The organism is Promicromonospora alba, assembly GCF_042654905.1.
GTDB lineage: Bacteria > Actinomycetota > Actinomycetes > Actinomycetales > Cellulomonadaceae > Promicromonospora > Promicromonospora alba.
The window spans coordinates 71987-91419 of the sequence record NZ_JBHSFI010000005.1 but is presented as its reverse complement, the minus strand read 5'-3'; the positions used below and the strand labels follow the sequence as shown (position 1 = coordinate 91419).

The following is a 19433-nucleotide window of genomic DNA, read 5'->3' as shown; positions in this document are numbered from 1 at the left end:
GGGCGGCCGTGGCACAGCAGCACGACACCCTTCGTCCCGCCTCCGCGCGGGCGGGCACGGGTACCGCCCGTGGCATGGGAGAATTTGCCTGATGTCTACTCCCGCTGAACCTTCCGCCGTGGCCGGCGGCGAGACGGATCCCGCAGCAGCCACGCCCCCGTCGTCCGGCAGCCGTGTGCTGGTTGTCTGGACCGGAGTCCTCGCGGCCTTCGTCCTGGCCGCCGACCAGCTCACCAAGTGGTGGGCCGAGTCCGCGCTGGACGTGAACGCGCCGACCATCCCGATAGTGGGTGACCTGCTCGGCATCCGGCTGATCTACAACCCCGGTGCCGCGCTGTCGATCGCCTCGGGCATGACCTGGCTCCTGACCATCGTCGTGACGGTGGTGGTGGTCTTCATCATCCGTGCGATCGGACGGCTCGGCTCGCGTGGCTGGGCGGTGGCGCTCGGCCTGCTGCTCGGCGGCGCCGTCGGCAACCTGGTGGACCGCCTCGTGCGCGAGCCCGGGTTCGCGCGCGGCCACGTGGTCGACTTCATCGACTACGCGGGCTTCTTCGTCGGCAACGTCGCCGATATCGCGGTCGTGTCCGCGGCCGTGCTGATCGCGCTGCTGTCGCTGCGGGGCATCGGCCTGGACGGCAAGCGGCACACGGACGACGCGCAGCCCGCCGAACGGTCCGCGGACCGGCCGGACGACCAGAACGACCCCGCCTGATGGCGCTGCGTACGCTGCCCGTGCCCGACGGGCTGGCGGGCGACCGCGTGGACGCCGCCCTGGCGCGCATGCTCGGCTTCTCACGGACCCGTGCGGCGGAGCTCGCCGAGGCGGGCGCCGTGCGCCTCGACGGGCGCCAGGTGCGCAAGTCGGACCGGGTGGTGCCCGGCGGCTGGCTCGAGGTCGACATGCCGGAGGAGCGTCCCGCCGTCGAGGTGGTCGCGGAGCCCGTGCCCGGCATGGGCATCGTGTACGACGACGACGACCTGGTGGTGATCGACAAGCCGGTCGGTGTGGCGGCGCATCCCTCGCCGGGCTGGACCGGGCCCACCGTGGTGGGAGCGCTCGTCGCGGCGGGCTATCGCGTCTCCACGTCGGGTGCGGCGGAGCGGCAGGGCATCGTGCACCGGCTCGACGTCGGCACGTCGGGCCTGATGGTCGTCGCGAAGTCGGAGCTCGCCTACACGGGCCTCAAGCGCGCCTTCAAGGAGCGCACCGTCGACAAGATCTACCACGCGCTCGCGCAGGGCCATCCGGACCCCACGTCGGGCACCGTGGACGCGCCGATCGGCCGGCACCCGAGCTCGGACTGGAAGTTCGCGGTCACGGCGGACGGCAAGCCGTCGGTGACGCACTACGAGACGCTCGAGATGCTGTCGTCGGCCTCGTTGCTGGAGGTGCACCTGGAGACCGGGCGCACCCACCAGATCCGCGTGCACCTCGCCGCGCTGCGCCACCCGCTCGTCGGCGATCTGACCTACGGCGCGGACCCCGTCCTGGCCGCCAAGGTGGGGCTGAAGCGGCAGTGGCTGCACGCCCACCGGCTGGGCTTCGAGCACCCGACGACGGGTCGCCGGGTCGAGGTGGAGTCGCAGTACCCGGCCGACCTGGAGGCCGCGCTCGAGGTCGTGCGGGGCGCGTACAAGTGATGTGAGGTTCCGCTCGGCGTTTGACTCGGGAGTGTCAGTGTCTCGTGCCTAAACTCTGGGACATGCCCACCGCCACCGCTTCGAAGAGCGACGACTTCGTCCACCTCCACGTGCACACCGAGTTCTCGATGCTGGACGGCGCGGCGCGGATCGGCGACCTCATGGAGGAGGTCGTCCGGCAGGGGCAGCACGCCATCGCGACGACCGACCACGGGTACCTCTTCGGGGCGCACGAGTTCTGGGCCCAGGCGCAGAAGGCCGGCGTGAAGCCGATCATCGGCGTCGAGGCGTACGTCACGCCGGGGACCAGCAGGTTCGACCAGAAGCGGGTGCGCTACGGCGAGGCGGGCCAAGAGTCCGACGACGTCTCGGCGCGTGGTGCCTATACGCACATGACGCTGCTGAGCAAGAACAACACCGGCATGCACAACCTGTTCCGGGCGTCCTCCCTGGCCTCCCTGGAGGGCCAGATGGGCAAGTGGCCCCGGATGGACCGGGACCTGCTGGAGCGGTACTCCGACGGCCTCATCGCGACGACCGGCTGCCCCTCGGGCGAGATCCAGACGCGGCTGCGGCTCGGGCAGTGGGACGAGGCGGTCCGGTACGCGGGTGAGCTGCAGGAGATCTTCGGCAAGGAGAACTACTACGTCGAGCTGATGGACCACGGCCTCGACATCGAGACCCGCGTGACCAAGGAGCTCCTCGAGCTCGCCAAGACCATCGGCGCCAAGCTGGTGGCCACCAACGACCTGCACTACGTGCGGGAAGAGGACTCCACCAGCCAGGAGGCGCTCCTGGCGATCAACTCCGGCTCCACGCTGGACGACCCGAACCGGTTCAAGTTCGACGGCTCGGGCTACTACGTGAAGTCGGCCGCCGAGATGCGGAAGGTCTTCAAGGAGCTCCCCGAGGCGTGCGACAACACGCTGCTCATCGCCGAGCAGTGCGAGGTCTCGTTCGACACCTCGGCCAACTACATGCCGCGCTTCCCCGTCCCCGAGGGCGAGGACGAGACGAGCTGGTTCGTCAAGGAGGTCGAGAAGGGCCTCCACTACCGGTACCCCGACGGTATCCCGGGCGACGTGCGTGAGCGGGCCGACTACGAGGTCGGGGTCATCGTCCAGATGGGCTTCCCCGGATACTTCCTCGTCGTGGCCGACTTCATCAACTGGGCCAAGGACAACGGGATTCGCGTCGGGCCGGGCCGTGGTTCCGGTGCCGGCTCCATGGCCGCGTATGCGATGCGCATCACAGACCTCGACCCGATCCCGCACGGCCTCATCTTCGAGCGGTTCCTCAACCCGGACCGTGTGTCCATGCCCGACTTCGACATCGACTTCGACGAGCGCCGGCGCGGGGAGGTCATCAAGTACGTCACGGAGAAGTACGGCGAGGACCGCGTCGCGCAGATCGTGACCTACGGCACGATCAAGGCCAAGCAGGCGCTGAAGGACTCCGCGCGCCTGCTCGGCATGCCATACGCCATGGGGGAGAAGCTCACCAAGGCCATGCCGCCCGCGATCATGGGCAAGGACATCTCCCTGAGCGGCATCTTCGACCCGAAGGACAAGCGGTACTCGGAGGCCGGCGAGTTCCGCCAGGTGCACGAGGCCGACCCCGAGGCGCAGCGCGTCGTGGAGCTCGCCCGCGGTATCGAGGGCCTGAAGCGGCAGTGGGGCGTGCACGCCGCCGGCGTCATCATGTCCAGCGACCCGCTGATCGACATCATCCCGATCATGCGCCGCCCGCAGGACGGCGCGATCATCACGCAGTTCGACTACCCGACGTCCGAGGGCCTCGGCCTGATCAAGATGGACTTCCTCGGGCTGCGCAACCTCACGATCCTCGATGACGCGCTCGAGAACATCGTGAACAACGGCAAGCCGCCGCTCGAGATCGAGACGCTCGAGCTGACGGACATGGCCACGTACGAGCTCCTTGCACGGGGGGACACGCTGGGCGTGTTCCAGCTCGACGGCGGGGCCATGCGGTCGCTCCTGCGACTCATGAAGCCGGACAACTTCGAGGACATCTCCGCCGTCCTTGCCCTGTACCGCCCGGGCCCGATGGGCGTGAACTCGCACACCAACTACGCGCTGCGCAAGAACGGGCAGCAGGAGATCACGCCGATCCACCAGCAGCTCGAAGAGCCTCTGGCGGAGATCCTGGGCGGCACGTACGGCCTCATCGTCTACCAGGAGCAGGTGATGGCGGTCGCGCAGAAGGTGGCCGGCTACACGCTTGGCGAGGCCGACCTGTTGCGTCGGGCCATGGGTAAGAAGAAGCGCTCCGAGCTGGACAAGCAGCAGGAGAAGTTCTTCGGCGGCATGACGGAGCGCGGCTTCTCGAAGGAGGCCCAGCAGGTGCTGTGGAACGTCCTCGAGTCGTTCGCCGACTACGCCTTCAACAAGGCGCACACAGCCGCCTACGGGCTGGTGTCCTACTGGACCGGCTACCTCAAGGCGAACTACCCGGCCGAGTACATGGCAGCCCTCCTGCAGTCGGTGGGCGACAACAAGGACAAGATGGCGCTCTACCTCAACGAGTGCCGTCGTATGGGCATCACGGTGCTCCCGCCGGACGTCAACGACTCCTCCGCCAAGTTCACGGCGGTCAAGGGCGACATCCGCTTCGGGCTCACCGGCGTGCGGAACGTGGGCCGCAACGTCGTGGACGCGATAGTGGAGGCGCGCGAGGAGAAGGGCACCTTCACGTCGTTCCAGGACTTCCTCGACAAGGTCCCTGCGCCCGTCTGCAACAAGCGCACCATCGAGTCGCTCATCAAGGCAGGTGCGTTCGACTCGCTCGGGCACACCCGCCGCTCGCTGCTCGTGGTCCACGAGCAGGCCGTCGACTCCGTGATCGGCGTGAAGCGCAAGGAGGCAGAGGGCCAGTTCGACCTGTTCGCGGACTTCGGCGGCTCGTCCGACGACGAGGCGGGCATGGGCTTCTCCGTCGAGGTGCCGGACCTGCCCGACTGGGAGAAGAAGCAGAAGCTGCAGTTCGAGCGCGAGATGCTCGGCCTCTACGTGAGCGACCACCCGCTGTCCGGGCTGGAGCACGTGCTGCAGCGCGCCGCCGACACCTCGATCGCATCCCTGATCGCCGACGAGGGCCGCCCGGACAACTCACAGGTGACCGTGGCCGGCCTGCTGACCTCGGTGCAACGGAAGATGAGCAAGAACGGCAACCCCTGGGCGGCGGTGACGGTCGAGGACCTGGAGGGTGCCGTCGAGGTCATGTTCTTCGGCGAGACCTACCTGGCGTACTCGACGATGCTCGTCGAGGACCAGGTGGTGGTGCTGCGAGGCAGGGTGCGCCGGCGCGACGAGACCCTGTCGCTGCAGGCCATGGAGCTGGCCATGCCCGACATCACGGTGGGCTCCGACTCGCCGCTGGCCGTGACGGTGCCGCACACCCGCGCGATCGAGGCCACGATGGTGCGGCTGCGGGAGGTGCTCGCCACGCACCCGGGGTCCGCGGAGGTGCACGTGGTCGTGGCCGAGCCGGGCAAGAAGACGCTGGTGCGGGCGTCCGACAGCCTGCGGGTGGAGAAGTCGCCCGCCCTCTTCGGCGACCTGAAGGCGCTGCTCGGCCAGGGCTGCCTGTCGTGACCGAGGCACCCGGCGTAGCGCCGGTCGAGAGCGACCGCTACGACGAGCGGGACCACGAGCGGTTCGCGCTCGTTCCTGCCGCGTACCTCTTCCTCCGGCGCGAGGGGCAGGTCCTGCTGCAGCTGCGGCAGGGCACCGGCTACCGCGACGGGTTCTGGGCGTGCGCGGCGGCGGGTCACGTCGAGGAGGGCGAGTCGGTGATCGACGCCGCCGTACGCGAGGCGGCCGAGGAGCTCGGTGTGGTCGTGGCCCCCGAGGACGTGCGGCCGCTGACCGTCCTGCACCGCGGCGAGCCGGGCGGGCCCGCGATCGAGCAGCGGGTCGACTTCATGTTCGAGGCCACCCGCTGGACCGGGACGCCGTCGATCCAGGAGGCGGACAAGGCTGCCGACCTGGCGTGGTTCCCGTTCGTCGCGCTGCCGGAACCGTTCGTCCCGCACGAGGCCGCGGTGCTGCGCGCTGTGCACGACGCGGGCCGGCACGGCACGGAGATGCCACGCCTTATGACCTTCGGCTTCTGATCCGCGAAAGTAGGATGTCCAGATAGTAAGCAAGGCCTCCAGATGCAGGATCCGGAAGGCCTTGCTTACTCGTGAAGTCCGGCGACTGGCCTACACCGAAGAATCTCTCTGTTCAGAGCGATCGCGGGTACGCGCTACTAAGAGATAGATTGCCGATCCGACGATCGGAAAAGCAACTATGAGCACCAGATCCCAGAAGGTTCCGAGAACAGGTTTCTTTCGCCTGAGCCATGAAATGAGTGCGCAGGCGAAAAGCAGTAACCCGGCGACTGCAAATGATAGCCAGGCGTAGTCGTACCAGACTCCGACCGGATCCGAAGAAAGATCAATCATGTCAGCAGTTGCTCGTATTCGTTTTCTGGCAGTACTTGTTGCTGCCGACGCGCAGGCGAACGCCCTTCTGGATCTCGCCAACGCTGGGCAGAATAAGATATCGAATGGACAGTTCTATGTGCGCGTTGTTTCCGGGATCCTCCGTCTGGTTGATGATCCTTAGGCGCCAGTCCAGGCGAGAGTGTCCGATTGAGTACTCCTGGAATTTAGAGCCTGCTGAAATGACCGAGTCGTTTCCGCTTCCATAGATTCTAAACGAGGCATAGAAGCCATAGGAAAAAACTACAGTACGGTAGTGGATCTTGCAGCCTGAGTACGTCGTAAAGTGTGTCGTGCCGGAGTGCGAGCACCCCGTGACAGCCTGAACCCCACGCGTCCCGCTAGCGGCCGTCGACTTCTCGATTTCGCGCACCGCGAGTGAGCCGTCAGAGTACCGAAGTACCTGGAACGTGGAGTCGCTGTTCTCCCCAGACTCTGTTGAAACTGGCTCCGCGCTTGGGTCTTCAGAAAGCGGCAGAACTCCAGCGAGCGCGTTTGTGATCAGCTCGTCCTGGGTGTCTTCTGGGACGCCGAACTCGGTCATGAATGCGCGGCTCTGTGCGATGTCGTCCTGCTGGTCGTCGCATCCGACGGTTGTGTCGAGGGCGCCTTCGCTTTCGACGAGAGGCTCCTCAGGGCAGAACTCTATCGGCCGGTCTGTCCCGAGCGTTGACACCCTGCTCCCGGCCGAAGCGGCTGGGGTGATGCTCAAGAGTGAAACTGTAACCAGAATTGCGGTAGCAAGACCCGTCAGGCGTTTTGACATACGTGATTCCCTCTAACAATCCATCGTCGTCGACAAGGCTCCGATCATATCGGTGTGATCTGGCACAGGGCAAGACATTATTCCCATTTCACCCCCTTGTGCCGGGTCTAGGCTCGTTCGAGCGCACCTTGCTGTCGCCGCTTGTGAAATGCTGACAGCAACAAACTTCTAGCGGCTGCGTTGCCACGCGCTTTGGATATATCCACGCCTGGTGTTCACGGCGCGGCGTCAGGGCTACAGGGGCCTGCAGCCCTGACGCATGCGGTGTTTAGACGCACGCGGTGTTTAAGGGAGAACGCAGCGCTCGCTACCGTGCATCACAAACCCTTGCACTGGCCCAGCTCCTTGCCCTTGGTCGTGTTCGGCGAACCGTTGTTCACGGGCGGCGGGTCGTTGTGGAGGCAGGTGAGTGCTCCGGTGATCCGGTTGCCACCGATGACCGGGCCTTCCGACCTGGTCACGGTGACGGGGCCGGTGATCCGGTTGCCGGCACAGCTCGCTGTCGGGTCGCCGACCATGACCCCGGAGCTGCGGGTCACGGTCAGCGTGCCCGTGATGCTCGTGTTGCAGATGCGAACCTCGGAAGCCTCTGTGGCCTGCGCGAGCGCGAGGATCCGCGAGTCGGTCACCCGCAGCCCCGCGCCGTCGGACACGGTGACCCGGCCTGTGACCGTCGCGCCGTCGATGCAGGTGGTGCCCTCGTCGACGACGATCCGTCCGTTGTGCCGGCCGGTGATCGTCTCGTCGCACGGCGCCAGACCCGTCACGGCGACATTGACCGCCGCTACGGCGGGCTCGTCGAACGGGTCGGACGTGACGTGCTCGGCAGAGTTGACGTAGACGCCGGTCAGCGCGTCGGGATCGACCGTGACCTCGTACGAGAGCTCGACCGGGTCGACGTCCGGTCCCACGTAGTCGAAGCAGATGGTGCTGCCGTCAACGACCGTGCCAGAGGGGCTCCCCGCGTTCACCACCGCCGTGCCGAGCGTGCCCGTCAGGTTCTCGACCCCGATAGTGGCCGTGGCGGGCAGCGCCCCGACGTCGCCGTACTCGAATCGGATCTCGGGGCGCGAATCATTCACGTCCTTGTAGACCCATGCCTGGAAGGTGCCCACGGAGTTTGCCAGGTCTGCAGGGTCGGCGTCGTATGGGAACGGGTCGTCCCACTGGATTACCGCTACCGCGTTGTTCGAGGTGGCGAGCCGAACACCTCGACCGTGTGCCTGGGAGAGCTGGAGGTCCGCCCAGAGCGGTGCGATGACGCCATTGGGGGCAGCCTCAGCTGGGAGTGCTTGGGGAACCCAGGGTTGGCCGCCATAGCCGCCGGTGACGGTGATCAGACCGTCATCACTCACCGTGAGCCCTGGGTAAGCATTGCCATAGTGAGTGAACGGGCCGATCTCCGCGAACGCGTTCACAGCGACGGAGTCACCGTCGACCGAGCTCAACCCGACGCCAGCTGCTTCTAGGTCTACGAACCGGGAAGCCGCCGCACACTGCGGGTCGTCGGCGGGAGTCGACGCCTCGTAGGTGCCGGTGGCGCCCACCTGCGTCGGCATCTCGACCTCCCACGTGATCGTCTGTCCGTCGACCACGCCACCGCCGGTCACCGACTCCGGGTCGATGGTCAGCCCGTCGGGCACGGTGTCGGTCACCGTGTAGGTGAGGTCCTCCGGTGTCACGTTCGGCGCGACAGTGATGTCGTACCCGATCGTCTCCCCGATGACGGCGGTCTCCGTCGACGCGGTCTTGGTCACGTCGTCGGCCACCCGGCTGAGCCGGACCGGGATCTCGCCGATGTCGCCCGCGTTGTCCGGCGACGTACCGAGCACCGCGGTGCCGAAGTACAGGTCGCCCTCGGCGGCGTCGGGCAGGTCCCAGTGCACGCGGACGTCGTACGGCTCACCCACGGGCACCTCACCCTCGGGACCGGCCACACCCGCGTTACCGAGGTCCTCGGACGGGACGACGGCGGTCGCGAGCGTGTGCGCGTCCGGCTGGCTGGTGCTGCCGCCCCAGTTCTGGACGACCACCCACCACGTACCGGCCTCCGGATCGGGCACGTCGCACGCCTCGGCGGAGGACGACGTGGTGGAGGCGCACACCTGGGTCGCCGCGCTCGGCGTGTCGCCGGTACCGACGAACATGTCGAGGTCCGGCGCCTCGGCAGCGGTGATCTCCGCCACGAGCCGCGCCGCGTCGTCGGGCACCTCCAGCGTGGTGACGTGGACCTGGCTCAGGTCGTCGAACGCGTCACCGTTGGTGGGGTCCTGGCTGAGTGAGGCCTCGTGGAGATCGGCCTCGACCAGGCCCTTCACCGAACCGGTGAAGTCGCTGACCGTCGTGGACCGGATGTCGGTCACGGCCTGCGAGCCGGTGTTCCGGCGCGTGGTGATGTCGATCGCGTCGGGCAGGATCGCCCCGGACGGGACGACGGCGACCGGGAGGGTCACTGCCGGGACGTCCGGGTTGCTCGGGGTGAGCGTGATGCGTCCGAACAGCGTCTCGCCCTCGGGGGCGTCCGCCACGTTCGCGGTGACGGAGATGCCGAGCGCGTCGCCGGGGGACACGGTGTCCTGCGAGAGCGTCACGTCCAGGGACAGCCCGTCGTCGGCGACCGTTGCGGCCGTCCACGTGACGTCAGCGGGGGCGGACGGCGGCGGGACCGCCGTGCGCTCCCACGAGCAGGTGGACAGGCACTGGGTGTCGGCGAAGGACGGCAGGTTGAGCGACTTGGGGTCGCCGCCCGCCTCCGGGTCGGCGGCCAGGTAGTTCGCCGGGGTCTCGTCGAACAGCAGGCCCGCCTGTGCGGCGGCCCCGATGTCCATGTGGCCGCTGCCCTGCTCGTACGGCGTGGCGGGGGAGCCGTCGAAGTCCTTCACGCCCGTGCGGGCAGTGGTCATGAGCGCGGACTGCTGCTGCGCGGGGGTCCAGCTCGGGCGGGCCTGCGTGAGCAGGGCTCCGGCGCCGGCCACGTGCGGGCTCGACATCGACGTGCCCGAGATGATGCCGTACTGGACGTGGTCGTACGCGCCGTCTGCCACACCGTTCGCGGCGAGGATGTCGACGCCGGGCGCGGTGATGGACGGGACGATCGTGTCGACCGCCCGGTTGGGCCCGCGCGAGGAGAAGCTGGCCATGGTGTCGCCCAGCGCGTCGTCGATGGTGAAGTTGGTGCCCGAGATCGCGCCGGTGTGCTCGGAGCCCTCGGCCAGCCAGGCCCGCAGCGTCTGGCCGTCGGCGTAGCTGATGGCGACGCCGGGGACGGCGAACGCGTCACCGAGCAGGGAGCCGGCGTTGGCCTCGTCGTTCGTCAGGACGAAGCCCGTGGCGCCCTGCGCCGCGACGTTGGAGGACTTCTCCACGCGGCCGTTGCCGCCGCGGGCGCAGACCACGATCTTGTCGGCGTAGTCCGCCTCGTGGCCGGTGGTCGCGGTGCACTGCGGGTCGCCCACGGAGCCCGCGTCGATGATCGCCGTGGCGGGCAGGGGCCCGGTCAGCGACTTGCCGGTCAGGTCGGGCAGGTCGGTCGTGCTGCTCGTCAGGTTCGTCAGGGCGTTCAGCGCGTGCCGGTTGTGGGTCGAGGCGCCCACCGACGTGATCCACGGGGCGTCGGCGGGGGAGCCGGTGGTGGCGAACCCGGGGCCGTCGTTGCCGTTGGAGGTCGCCACGAAGATGCCCGCGGCCCGCGCGTTGAGGAAGCCGATCGAGTCGAAGTCGTTCCACAGGTCGGACGGCGAGGACGAGCCGATCGAGTAGTTGATGACGTCGACGCCGTCCGCGATGGCCTGGTCGATCGAGGCCACCAGGCCCGCGGTCGTGCAGCAGCCGCGGTAGCTGATCACGTTGGCGTGCGGCGCGACGCCGGAGATGTCGAACGGCGGCGGGTTCGTACCCTCGGGGGCGGTCGGGAGGACGTCGTCGACAACGTTGCCGCCCGACGTCGAGGCGGTGTGCGAGCCGTGCCCGTCCTCGTCCAGGGCGCTCCGGTCGTCGGCGGCCAGGAACCCGTAGGCGCCGATCAGCTTGCCGTTGCAGGGGAACTCGGGGTCGTACTGGTCGGTGTTCGCCGGGTCGCACGCGCCGAGGTAGTTGCCGGCGCCGAGCGGGTTGGTGTGCGTGTAGCCGTCGTCGCCGGTCTCGGCGAAGGAGGGGCTGCTCGGGTGGATACCGGTGTCGATGGTGCCGATGACGACACCCTCGCCCTGGTAGTCCTCCGGCAGGCCGAGCTCCTCGACGGCGTTCCACAGCGCGTCCGCGTTGCTCCAGACCGGGCCGGCGTCCGTGTGCAGCTCGTGCTCCTTGTCGAGCGCGATGTGCGCGACGGCGGGGTCCTTGGCCACCTTCGCGGCCTCGGCGGGCGTCAGTACGGCGGTCAGGCCGTTGACGGCGAACTGGTAGGTGAACGGCACCTCGACGCCGTGCCCCACCGTGCGTTCCATGCGGGTGACGAAGTCGTCCTGCTCCGCCTGCAGGAACTCGGTGTACTCCCGCACGCGGGCGGCAGACGGGTCGAGCGTGCGGCCGGCCCGGGGCGCGGTGGCGTCCAGCCCGGCGACGTCGCCGGAGTAGGTGGGGACCGCGGCGTCGGCGAGCCGGATCAGGTAGGTGCGCTCCGCCTTGCCGCGGCCGAGCGACAGCTTCTGCAGGGTGGCCGTGCGCTCGACGCCGGGCTGCGGCGTGGTCTCGGCCGGTACCAGGTTCTCGGCGAGCAGGTCGCGGGGGTCGATCTTGTCCGCGGCCGGTGGTGCCTGGGGGACCGCGACGGCTGCCGGCGCGACCGCTGCCGCTAATGCCGTGACGGCCGCTATGACGAGCATGGGCGTTCTGGACCGGTGTGACATCTACGGCTCCCTCGATACAGCAGCGATGGAACGAGCACATAACGAGCACATGCGGGTGCTCGCTATTCCTCGCGCACGGTGAGGGCCGTGTCAATGGTTCCGGCCGGGATTCACCCGGTGGCCGGTCGAGCCTGTCACAGATGTGCGGGGCCTCCGGTCATCACTGGCACACCGATGTCTACGAGAGGCGCAGCGCGATGACAGTGTCAGAGAACCAGGCAGCACACGTGCACGGGAGCGGCGAGCACGCGGGGCCGGAGGGCTGGAAGACCGCGGCCACGATGCTGCAGGACGCGTCGCCCTTCACCGTCCCGGACGGCGCCTCGGCGATGACCGTGCACGTCCAGTGGGAGCCCGGCGACCCGGGAACTCCGCCGCACCGCCACTCGGGGCCTGCCTTCGGGTACGTCGTCAAGGGTGCGGTCCGGTTCGAGGTCGAGGGTGAGCCGGAGCGGGTCATCGAGGCCGGCGGGACGTTCTGGGAGCCGGGCGGCGACGTCATCCACTATCAGGACGGCAACGCGCTGACCGACGCCCGGACGGAGTTCGTGGTCGTCATGCTGTGCGCGCCGGGCAAGCCGATGCTCGAGCTGGTCGACGAGGACGAGCTCGCGGAGCGCGCTCACCTGCGCGCCCCGCGTCCCACCGCCTAGACCGCGAAGTAGAGCGCTTGTCCGCGTCTCCCGGGGTAAGCCCGGGAGACGCGGACAAGCGCTCTACTTCGCGGTACCTCGTGGCGTCAGTGGAAGCGGCCTCGGACCGCCTCGCCGTGGGCCGGCAGGTCCTCGTCGTTGGCGATGGCGACGATGCGGTCGGCGAGCTCCTCGAGGGCGTCCCGCGTGTACTCGACCTGCTGCACCGACTTCAGGAAGCTGTGCACGCCGAGGCCGCTCGCGAAGTGCGCGGTGCCGCCGGTGGGCAGCACGTGGTTGGACCCGGCCATGTAGTCGCCCAGCGACACCGGCGACCACGGCCCGACGAAGATTGCTCCGGCGCTGTGCACCCGCGAGGCGACCCGAGCGGCGTCGGCCGTCTGGATCTCGAGGTGCTCCGCGCCGTAGGCGTTGACGACCGCCACGCCGGCGTCGATGTCGTCGACCAGGACGATCGCGGACTGCGGGCCGTCGAGGGCGCGCGCCACGCGGGTGGCGTGCTTGGTCGCGGACGCCAGGTCCAGGACCCGCGCCTCCACCGCGGAGGCCAGCTCGACCGAGTCGGTGACCAGCACGGACGCCGCCATCGGGTCGTGCTCGGCCTGGCTGATCAGGTCGAGGGCCACGTGCCCGGCGTCGGCGGTGCTGTCGGCGAGGACGGCGATCTCCGTGGGCCCGGCCTCGGCGTCGATCCCGACGATGCCACGGACCAGCCGCTTCGCCGCGGCGACGTACACGTTGCCGGGTCCGGTGATGACGTCGACGGGCTCGCACAGCGTCTCGCCGTCCTGCGGTTCGGTGCCCGCGGCCCCGTAGGCGAACATGGCCACGGCCTGTGCGCCGCCGACCGCGTAGACCTCGTCCACGCCGAGCAGCGCGCACGCGGCGAGGATCGTCGGGTGCGGCAGGCCGCCGTTGTCCTTCTGCGGCGGGGACGTCACCGCGAGCCCGGGCACGCCCGCCTCCTGCGCCGCGACGACGCTCATCACGACCGACGACGGGTACACCGCGAGCCCGCCGGGCACGTACAGGCCGACCCGCTGGACCGGGATCCAGCGCTGCCGCACGACGGCGCCCGGTGCGACGTCGGTCACGTGGTCGGCGGGGAGCTGCTCGGCGTGCACCCGGCGGACGCGGCGGATCGACTCCTCCAGGGCCCGGCGCACCAGCGGCGCCAGCCCTTCGAGAGCGTCGGCGAGGGCGGTCGCGGGGACCCGCAGGTGCTGGGGCGCGATCCCGTCCAGCCGGAGCGAGATCTCGCGCAGCGAGGCAGCCCCGCCCTCGCGGACCTGGCGCAACAACGGCTCGACCACATGGACGGCATCGTCCACTCCGACCTCGGCACGGGGTAGGACGTCGAGGAGGGCGCGGCGCCCGAGGGACTGGCCGCGCAGGTCGATGCGTTGGATCACCTTGCCAGTCTATGGCGGCAGGCGGGGGACAATGGTGTCGTGTCCAACTCTGCAGCCGAATCCGGTCCCGTATCCAGCTCCGGTCCAGTACCCGAGGTGCCGATCCGCGACGACGTCATCCGCCTGGGGCAGTTCCTGAAGCTCGCCGACCTCGCCGAGGACGGCGCGCAGGCGCGCGACCTCATCGCCGACGGCGAGGTGCGGGTCAACGGCGAGGTCGAGCTCCGCCGTGGCCGCCAGCTCGTGCGCGGCGACGTGGTGGCGGTCTCGCTCCCGACGGGCGAGGCGTCGGCCCAGGTCGGCTGACGTCCCCGGGCGAGACGTGCTCGGTGCGGCGGGTCAGGACGCCATGTAGGTCGAGGCCATCACCTTGTCGACCGTCACGCGCAGCACTATGCGGTCCGGGTTCGGTCCCAGCTGGCGGTAGCGGCGCGCGTACCGCTCGACGGCGTCGGCGATCTCCGCCTCGTCCTCGCTGACGGCGATGGTGCCCTCGAGCGTGATCCAGCGGCCGCCCGCGACCTGGCAGAGTGCGGCGCGGGGCGCTCCGCCGTCGGACAGGGGCGTGGCGTGCCGGGCCTTGAACGAGTTGCGGTTCGTCGTGATCCGGGCGACCCCTTCTTCGACGTCCCAGGTGAAGGCGACGGGGACCACGTGCGGGGTGCCGTCGGGACGCAGGGTGGTGAGGGTCGCGAGGTGGCGCTCCGTGACGAAGACGAGCTGCTCGGGATTGAGTCGGATCACGACGCGAGTCTAGGTCGGTGCGGAGGCGCGCCCGGCCCCGCCCGGACGTCTGGTGTGGGTTCCCCGTATTCCCCGCGGTGCCGCATTTGGCTAGCGTTCCTGACAAATTATTGTCAGAGCCTGGGGAGTGGTCATGAGACGACGTACATCGTTCCTGGCGGCGGGTGTCGCCGCCCTGCTCGTCACGGGACTGGCGATCCCCGCGGTCATCGCGCAGACCGGGCCGGTGGCACGAGCCGCTGCCGCTGACTGCACGGCGGCGACCTGGGCCGAGGGCAGCACCTATCGCGCCGGCGACCACGTGACCCACCTCGGCCGCGGCTACACCGCCCTGGTCGGGCACACCGCACACGTCGGCGCGGGCTGGACGCCCGGCACCACCCCGAGCCTGTGGACCGACGACGGCGCGTGCGCCACCCAGCCCGACCCGGACCCCACGGATCCGACGCCGGACCCCGACCCCACCGACCCGACGCCCGACCCGGAGCCCACGCCCACCGACTGCGGCCAGCGGCCGCGCCCGTCGGGCAAGGTGCTGCAGGGCTACTGGGAGAACTGGGACGGCGCGAGCAACGGCGTGCACCCCGGGATGGGCTGGATCCCCGTGACCGACTCGCGCATCACGCAGCACGGGTACAACGTCGCGACGCTGGCGTTCCCGGTGATCCGGTCCGACGGCACCGTGCTGTGGGAGAACGGCATGGACTCCGGGGTACGGGTGCCGACGCCCGAGGAGATGTGCGCCGCGAAGGCGAGCGGCCTGACCATCCTCATGTCGATCGGCGGCGCGACCGCCGGCATCGACCTGTCCTCGCAGGCCGTGGCGGACCGGTTCGTCGCGACGATCGTGCCGATCCTGCGGGAGTACAACTTCGACGGGATCGACATCGACATCGAGACCGGCCTGACGGGCAGCGGCTCCATCACGCAGCTCTCGACGTCGCAGGCCAACCTGATCCGGATCATCGACGGGGTGCTCGCCGGCATGCCCGCCGGGTTCGGGCTGACCATGGCGCCCGAGACGGCCTACGTCACCGGCGGTAGCGTCGTCTACGGCTCGATCTGGGGTTCCTACCTGCCCATCATCAAGAAGTACGCCGACAACGGACGGCTCTGGTGGCTCAACATGCAGTACTACAACGGGTCGATGTACGACTGCTCGGGTAACTCCTACGCGGCGGGCACCGTCGCGGGGTTCAGGGCGCAGACGGACTGCCTGAACGCCGGGCTGAACATCCAGGGGACCACCATCCGCGTGCCGTACGACAAGCAGGTCCCCGGCCTGCCCGCCCAGCAGGGCGCGGGCGGCGGGTACATGGCTCCATCGCTGGTGAGCCAGGCGTACGGCTCCTACAACGGGTCGCTCAAGGGCCTCATGACCTGGTCGATCAACTGGGACGGGTCGCGCGGCTGGACCTTCGCCGACAACGTGCGGGCGCTGCAGGGCCGGTAGCAGGTCGACGTCGCCAGCCCGGCCGGCTCGTCAGCCGGCCGGGCCGGCCGTGCGCACCACCGCGTACTGATACCGGTGGCTGCTGCCCGGGCTGCTCGGCCGCGTCCACCAGGACTCGATCTCGCCGTGCTCGCCCAGGCGCTCGCGGACCGTCGTGTCGGTGCGGCGGTGGAAGTAGCGGGGCGGGCCGTAGGCCTTGCCGGGTTCTGCGGCGGGCCCGGCGAGGGTGCCCACGGTCAGCTCCGCCGCGCCCCACATCCCCACCGCGAACAGCCCGCCCGGCACCAGCACCCTGACGATCTCGGACAGCGCCGCCGCCAGTTCGGCGTCGTCGAGATGCATCAGCGTGCTCATGGACCAGACGGCGTCGAAGGTGTGGTCGCCGAACGGCAGGTCGGTCGCCGACGCGACGTGCGCGTCCAGGCCGGCCGCCCGGGCGACCTCGACCATGCCGGGGGACAGGTCCACACCCGTGTACGCGAGACCCGCGGCGGCGATCGCCTCGCCGTCGCGGCCCGGGCCGCAGCCGACCTCCAGCACCGTGCGCCACCGCTCCTCGGCGAGCCGGGCCAGGAACTCCTGCTGTGCGGCGACGCGCCACGGCGGGACCGGCCTGCGGGCCCGATCTGCGGCCTCCGCGTCGTAGTACGCCAGGAAGTCCGCGCGGCGCGCTTCCTCGTCCGACGGCGGTTCGGTCGCGTTCGCGGTGGAGGTCACGAGCCGGATTCTAGGTACGTCCGGGGCGATAGGTGTGGATAACCCGCTCGCGGTGTCGGTGGCTCCTCATAGGATCGATGACGTGACCAAGGACCCCTTCGCAGACCTCCCCTTCAGCGCGGAGGAGCCGCCCGACGACGCAGCCTTCCTGACCGAGGTCGGTGACCCGGCGCCTCCGCCGTCCGCCCGGAACACGCCGGAGGCGCAGGCGGCCAAGCTGCAGATGCTGCGTGGCCTGCTGGACGAGGACGCGGCCGTCGCGGCGGCGAACCCGCCGCGCAGGCGCAAGCCCGAGCCGACGCCGGAGCCTGTGCTGGAACCGGCGCCGGAGGTCGAACCCGACATCGCCGAGCCGGCACCACTTCCGGTGGCCGCGGCCCTGCCGGGCGCGTCGCTGCGCGAGGAGGCCGAGGCAGCGCTCCGCGAGCTCGTCGGCCGCGACGAGGCGCGCCTGCGTGACGACCAGTGGACCGCCATCGAGGCGCTCGCCGCGTTCCACCGCCGGGCGCTCGTGGTGCAGCGCACCGGGTGGGGCAAGTCCGCCGTGTACTTCGTCGCGACCAAGCTGCTGCGGGCGCGCGGCGCCGGGCCGACGGTGATCGTGTCGCCGCTGCTCGCGCTCATGCGTGACCAGATAGCGGCGGCCTCACGTGCGGGCATCCGTGCGGTGACCATCAACTCGGCCAACATGACCGAGTGGGACGAGGTGCACGCGTCCATCTCGCGCGGCGAGGTCGACGTGCTGCTGTGCTCGCCGGAGCGGCTGAACAACCCGGGCTTCCGGGACGAGGTGCTCCCGCGACTGGCGGCCGACGCCGGGCTCGTGGTCATCGACGAGGCGCACTGCATCTCCGACTGGGGGCACGACTTCCGCCCGGACTACCGGCGTATCCGCACGCTGCTGGCCGACCTGCCCACGGGGATCCCCGTGCTCGCCACGACGGCCACCGCGAACGAGCGCGTCACCCAGGACGTCGCGGAGCAGCTCGCCGTGCACGCGGACGGCGCGAGCGACGAAGAGGTGCTGGTGCTGCGCGGCGGGCTCGACCGCGAGTCGCTGCACCTGGCGGTGCTGGAGCTCGGCGACCAGCCCACCCGCGTGGCGTGGCTGGCCGAGACGCTGCAGGACATCGACGGCTCCGGCATCGTCTACTGCCTCACGGTGTCGGCGGCGGAACAGGTCGCCGAGCAGCTGCGCGGCTACGGCCTCGCGGTCGCCGCGTACACCGGCCGGACCGAGCCCGCGCAGCGCGAGCAGCTTGAGGTCGACCTCAAGAACAACGACGTCAAGGCGCTGGTCGCGACGTCGGCGTTGGGCATGGGCTTCGACAAGCCGGACCTGGCGTTCGTGGTGCACCTCGGTGCGCCGTCGTCGCCGATCGCGTACTACCAGCAGGTCGGTCGTGCCGGACGTGGTGTCGACCAGGCGCTCGTCGTGCTGCTCCCGGGTGTGGAGGACAAGGCGATCTGGGACTGGTTCGGCGAGCAGGCGTTCCCCGCCGAGGGCCAGGTGCGGGCGACGCTCGAGGCGCTGCGCGGCGGCGGCACCATGTCGACGGCGGCGCTGGAGACGCAGGTGGACCTGCGTCGTTCCCGCCTGGAGACCATGCTCAAGGTGCTCGACGTCGACGGCGCCGTCCGGCGGGTGCGCGGAGGCTGGGAGGCCACCGGCCAGGAGTGGTCGTACGACGCCGAGCGGTACGCGAGGGTCTCCGCCAGCCGCACCGCCGAGCAGCAGGCGATGGTGGACTACGTGGGCACGCAGGGCTGCCGCATGGCGTACCTGCGGGCACAGCTCGACGATCCGGAGCTGGCGCCGGGCTGGCGCTGCGGCCGCTGTGACCGGTGCGGCGGGATGGAGCTGCCGGAGGCCCCCGACGCCGAGGCGATCGCCGCGGCGCGTGCCGAGATGGACCGGCCGGGGGACGAGGTCGAGACCCGCAAGATGTGGCCCACCGGCCTGGCCTCGATCGGCCTGGACCTCAAGGGCAAGATCCCGCCGGCCGAGCTGGCAGAGCCGGGCAGGGCGGTCGCCCGGCTCGACGGCCTCGGCTGGTCCGGCCCGCTGCGTGACCTGCTCGCGCCGTCTGCGGGCGACGGCGAGCTTCCGGTGCCGCTGCGCCGGGCCGCCGCGCGCGTGCTCGACGAGTGGAGCGCGCTCCGCCCCGTGGCGGAGCCGACCGAGGCGGAGGGCATGGACGAGGCCGGCGCGGGTGAGGCCGAGGCCGGTCCGCTGGTGATCGAGGCGGTCGTGGCGGTCCGGTCCATCACCCGGCCGCAGCTGTCGTACCACCTGGCCACCGGGCTCGCGAAGTACCTGGGCGTGCCGATGATCGGTGCGATCGGTCCGGTCGCCGGGCAGGAACAGCCCGGGCGGCACGACGTGAACTCGGCGATGCGGCTCGCCGGAGTGGTCCGGCGGCTGCAGCTGCAGCTCGGCGAGGGTGCGCTCCGTGGCCTGCCGGGCCGGACGGTGCTGCTCGTCGACGACTACACCGACTCGGGCTGGACACTCACGGTCGCCGCACGGCTGCTCCGCGAGGCCGGCGCGGCAGCGGTCTACCCGTTCGTGCTGGGTGTGCGGTGACTCCAGGGGTGACTTCCGCGGTGACGGTGACTCCAGCGGCGACTCCAGCGGTGACGTTGCCCACGCGCCCGGTGGGCGGACTGGCACCGGTCCGGTGCGCCGTCGT

At 70.0% G+C, this 19433-nt stretch carries 13 protein-coding genes; 8 read left to right on the top strand and 5 right to left on the bottom strand.

All coding sequences use genetic code 11. The features are described from left to right. Window positions 1-91: 91 nt before the first annotated feature. The 4 genes from ACFO6V_RS15465 (at window position 92) to ACFO6V_RS15450 (ending at window position 5779) form a co-directional block, all read left to right on the top strand. Complete coding sequence (locus ACFO6V_RS15465; RefSeq protein ID WP_377136716.1) at window positions 92-715, top strand: signal peptidase II; 624 nt, start codon at window positions 92-94, stop codon at window positions 713-715. Then, entirely contained in the window at window positions 715-1644 is a 930-nt protein-coding gene (locus ACFO6V_RS15460; protein ID WP_377136714.1) for an RluA family pseudouridine synthase, read from the top strand. Before ACFO6V_RS15465 ends, ACFO6V_RS15460 begins: the two co-directional genes overlap by 1 nt. 62 nt (window positions 1645-1706) lie before the next feature. Next, window positions 1707-5258: a DNA polymerase III subunit alpha gene (gene dnaE / locus ACFO6V_RS15455; protein WP_377136712.1), complete on the top strand. Its 3552-nt coding sequence runs from the start codon at window positions 1707-1709 to the stop codon at window positions 5256-5258. Then, the gene (locus ACFO6V_RS15450) at window positions 5255-5779 is read left to right on the top strand and encodes an NUDIX hydrolase (protein WP_377136710.1); all 525 of its coding nucleotides are present in this window, start codon (window positions 5255-5257) and stop codon (window positions 5777-5779) included. Before dnaE ends, ACFO6V_RS15450 begins: the two co-directional genes overlap by 4 nt. 334 nt (window positions 5780-6113) lie before the next feature. Here ACFO6V_RS15450 and ACFO6V_RS15445 read toward each other — a convergent pair whose 3' ends face one another. Continuing rightward, a complete protein-coding gene (locus ACFO6V_RS15445; RefSeq protein WP_377136708.1) occupies window positions 6114-6863 on the bottom strand; it encodes a hypothetical protein in 750 nt (249 codons plus the stop codon). 371 nt (window positions 6864-7234) lie between these two features. Continuing rightward, complete coding sequence (locus tag ACFO6V_RS15440) at window positions 7235-11737, bottom strand: S8 family serine peptidase (protein WP_377136706.1); 4503 nt, start codon at window positions 11735-11737, stop codon at window positions 7235-7237. 221 nt (window positions 11738-11958) lie between these two features. Here ACFO6V_RS15440 and ACFO6V_RS15435 point away from each other — a divergent pair, with 221 nt between their 5' ends. Then, window positions 11959-12414 (top strand): cupin domain-containing protein, encoded by a 456-nt coding sequence (locus ACFO6V_RS15435; protein WP_377136704.1) that lies wholly within the window; start codon window positions 11959-11961, stop codon window positions 12412-12414. An 86-nt stretch (window positions 12415-12500) separates the two neighbouring features. On the opposite strand, the gene hisD is transcribed toward ACFO6V_RS15435, so the two are convergent. Then, window positions 12501-13826, bottom strand: coding sequence for a histidinol dehydrogenase (gene hisD, locus ACFO6V_RS15430; protein WP_377136703.1), 1326 nt, complete (start codon window positions 13824-13826; stop codon window positions 12501-12503). A 39-nt stretch (window positions 13827-13865) separates the two neighbouring features. On the opposite strand from hisD, the gene ACFO6V_RS15425 reads away from it, so the two are divergent. Then, window positions 13866-14132, top strand: a complete 267-nt coding sequence (locus ACFO6V_RS15425; protein ID WP_377136702.1) for an RNA-binding S4 domain-containing protein — start codon at window positions 13866-13868, stop codon at window positions 14130-14132. A gap of 33 nt (window positions 14133-14165) precedes the next feature. Here the strand turns inward: ACFO6V_RS15425 and ACFO6V_RS15420 are convergent, their stop codons facing one another. Beyond that, the gene (locus ACFO6V_RS15420) at window positions 14166-14570 is read right to left on the bottom strand and encodes a pyridoxamine 5'-phosphate oxidase family protein (RefSeq protein ID WP_377136701.1); all 405 of its coding nucleotides are present in this window, start codon (window positions 14568-14570) and stop codon (window positions 14166-14168) included. Between the two features lie 133 nt (window positions 14571-14703). Here ACFO6V_RS15420 and ACFO6V_RS15415 point away from each other — a divergent pair, with 133 nt between their 5' ends. Beyond that, the gene (locus tag ACFO6V_RS15415) at window positions 14704-16023 is read left to right on the top strand and encodes a carbohydrate-binding protein (protein ID WP_377136699.1); all 1320 of its coding nucleotides are present in this window, start codon (window positions 14704-14706) and stop codon (window positions 16021-16023) included. Window positions 16024-16053: 30 nt separating this feature from the next. Here ACFO6V_RS15415 and ACFO6V_RS15410 read toward each other — a convergent pair whose 3' ends face one another. Next, complete coding sequence (locus ACFO6V_RS15410) at window positions 16054-16740, bottom strand: class I SAM-dependent methyltransferase (RefSeq protein WP_377136697.1); 687 nt, start codon at window positions 16738-16740, stop codon at window positions 16054-16056. 82 nt (window positions 16741-16822) lie between these two features. Here ACFO6V_RS15410 and ACFO6V_RS15405 point away from each other — a divergent pair, with 82 nt between their 5' ends. After that, a complete protein-coding gene (locus ACFO6V_RS15405; RefSeq protein ID WP_377136696.1) occupies window positions 16823-19327 on the top strand; it encodes a RecQ family ATP-dependent DNA helicase in 2505 nt (834 codons plus the stop codon). Window positions 19328-19433 lie beyond the last annotated feature (106 nt).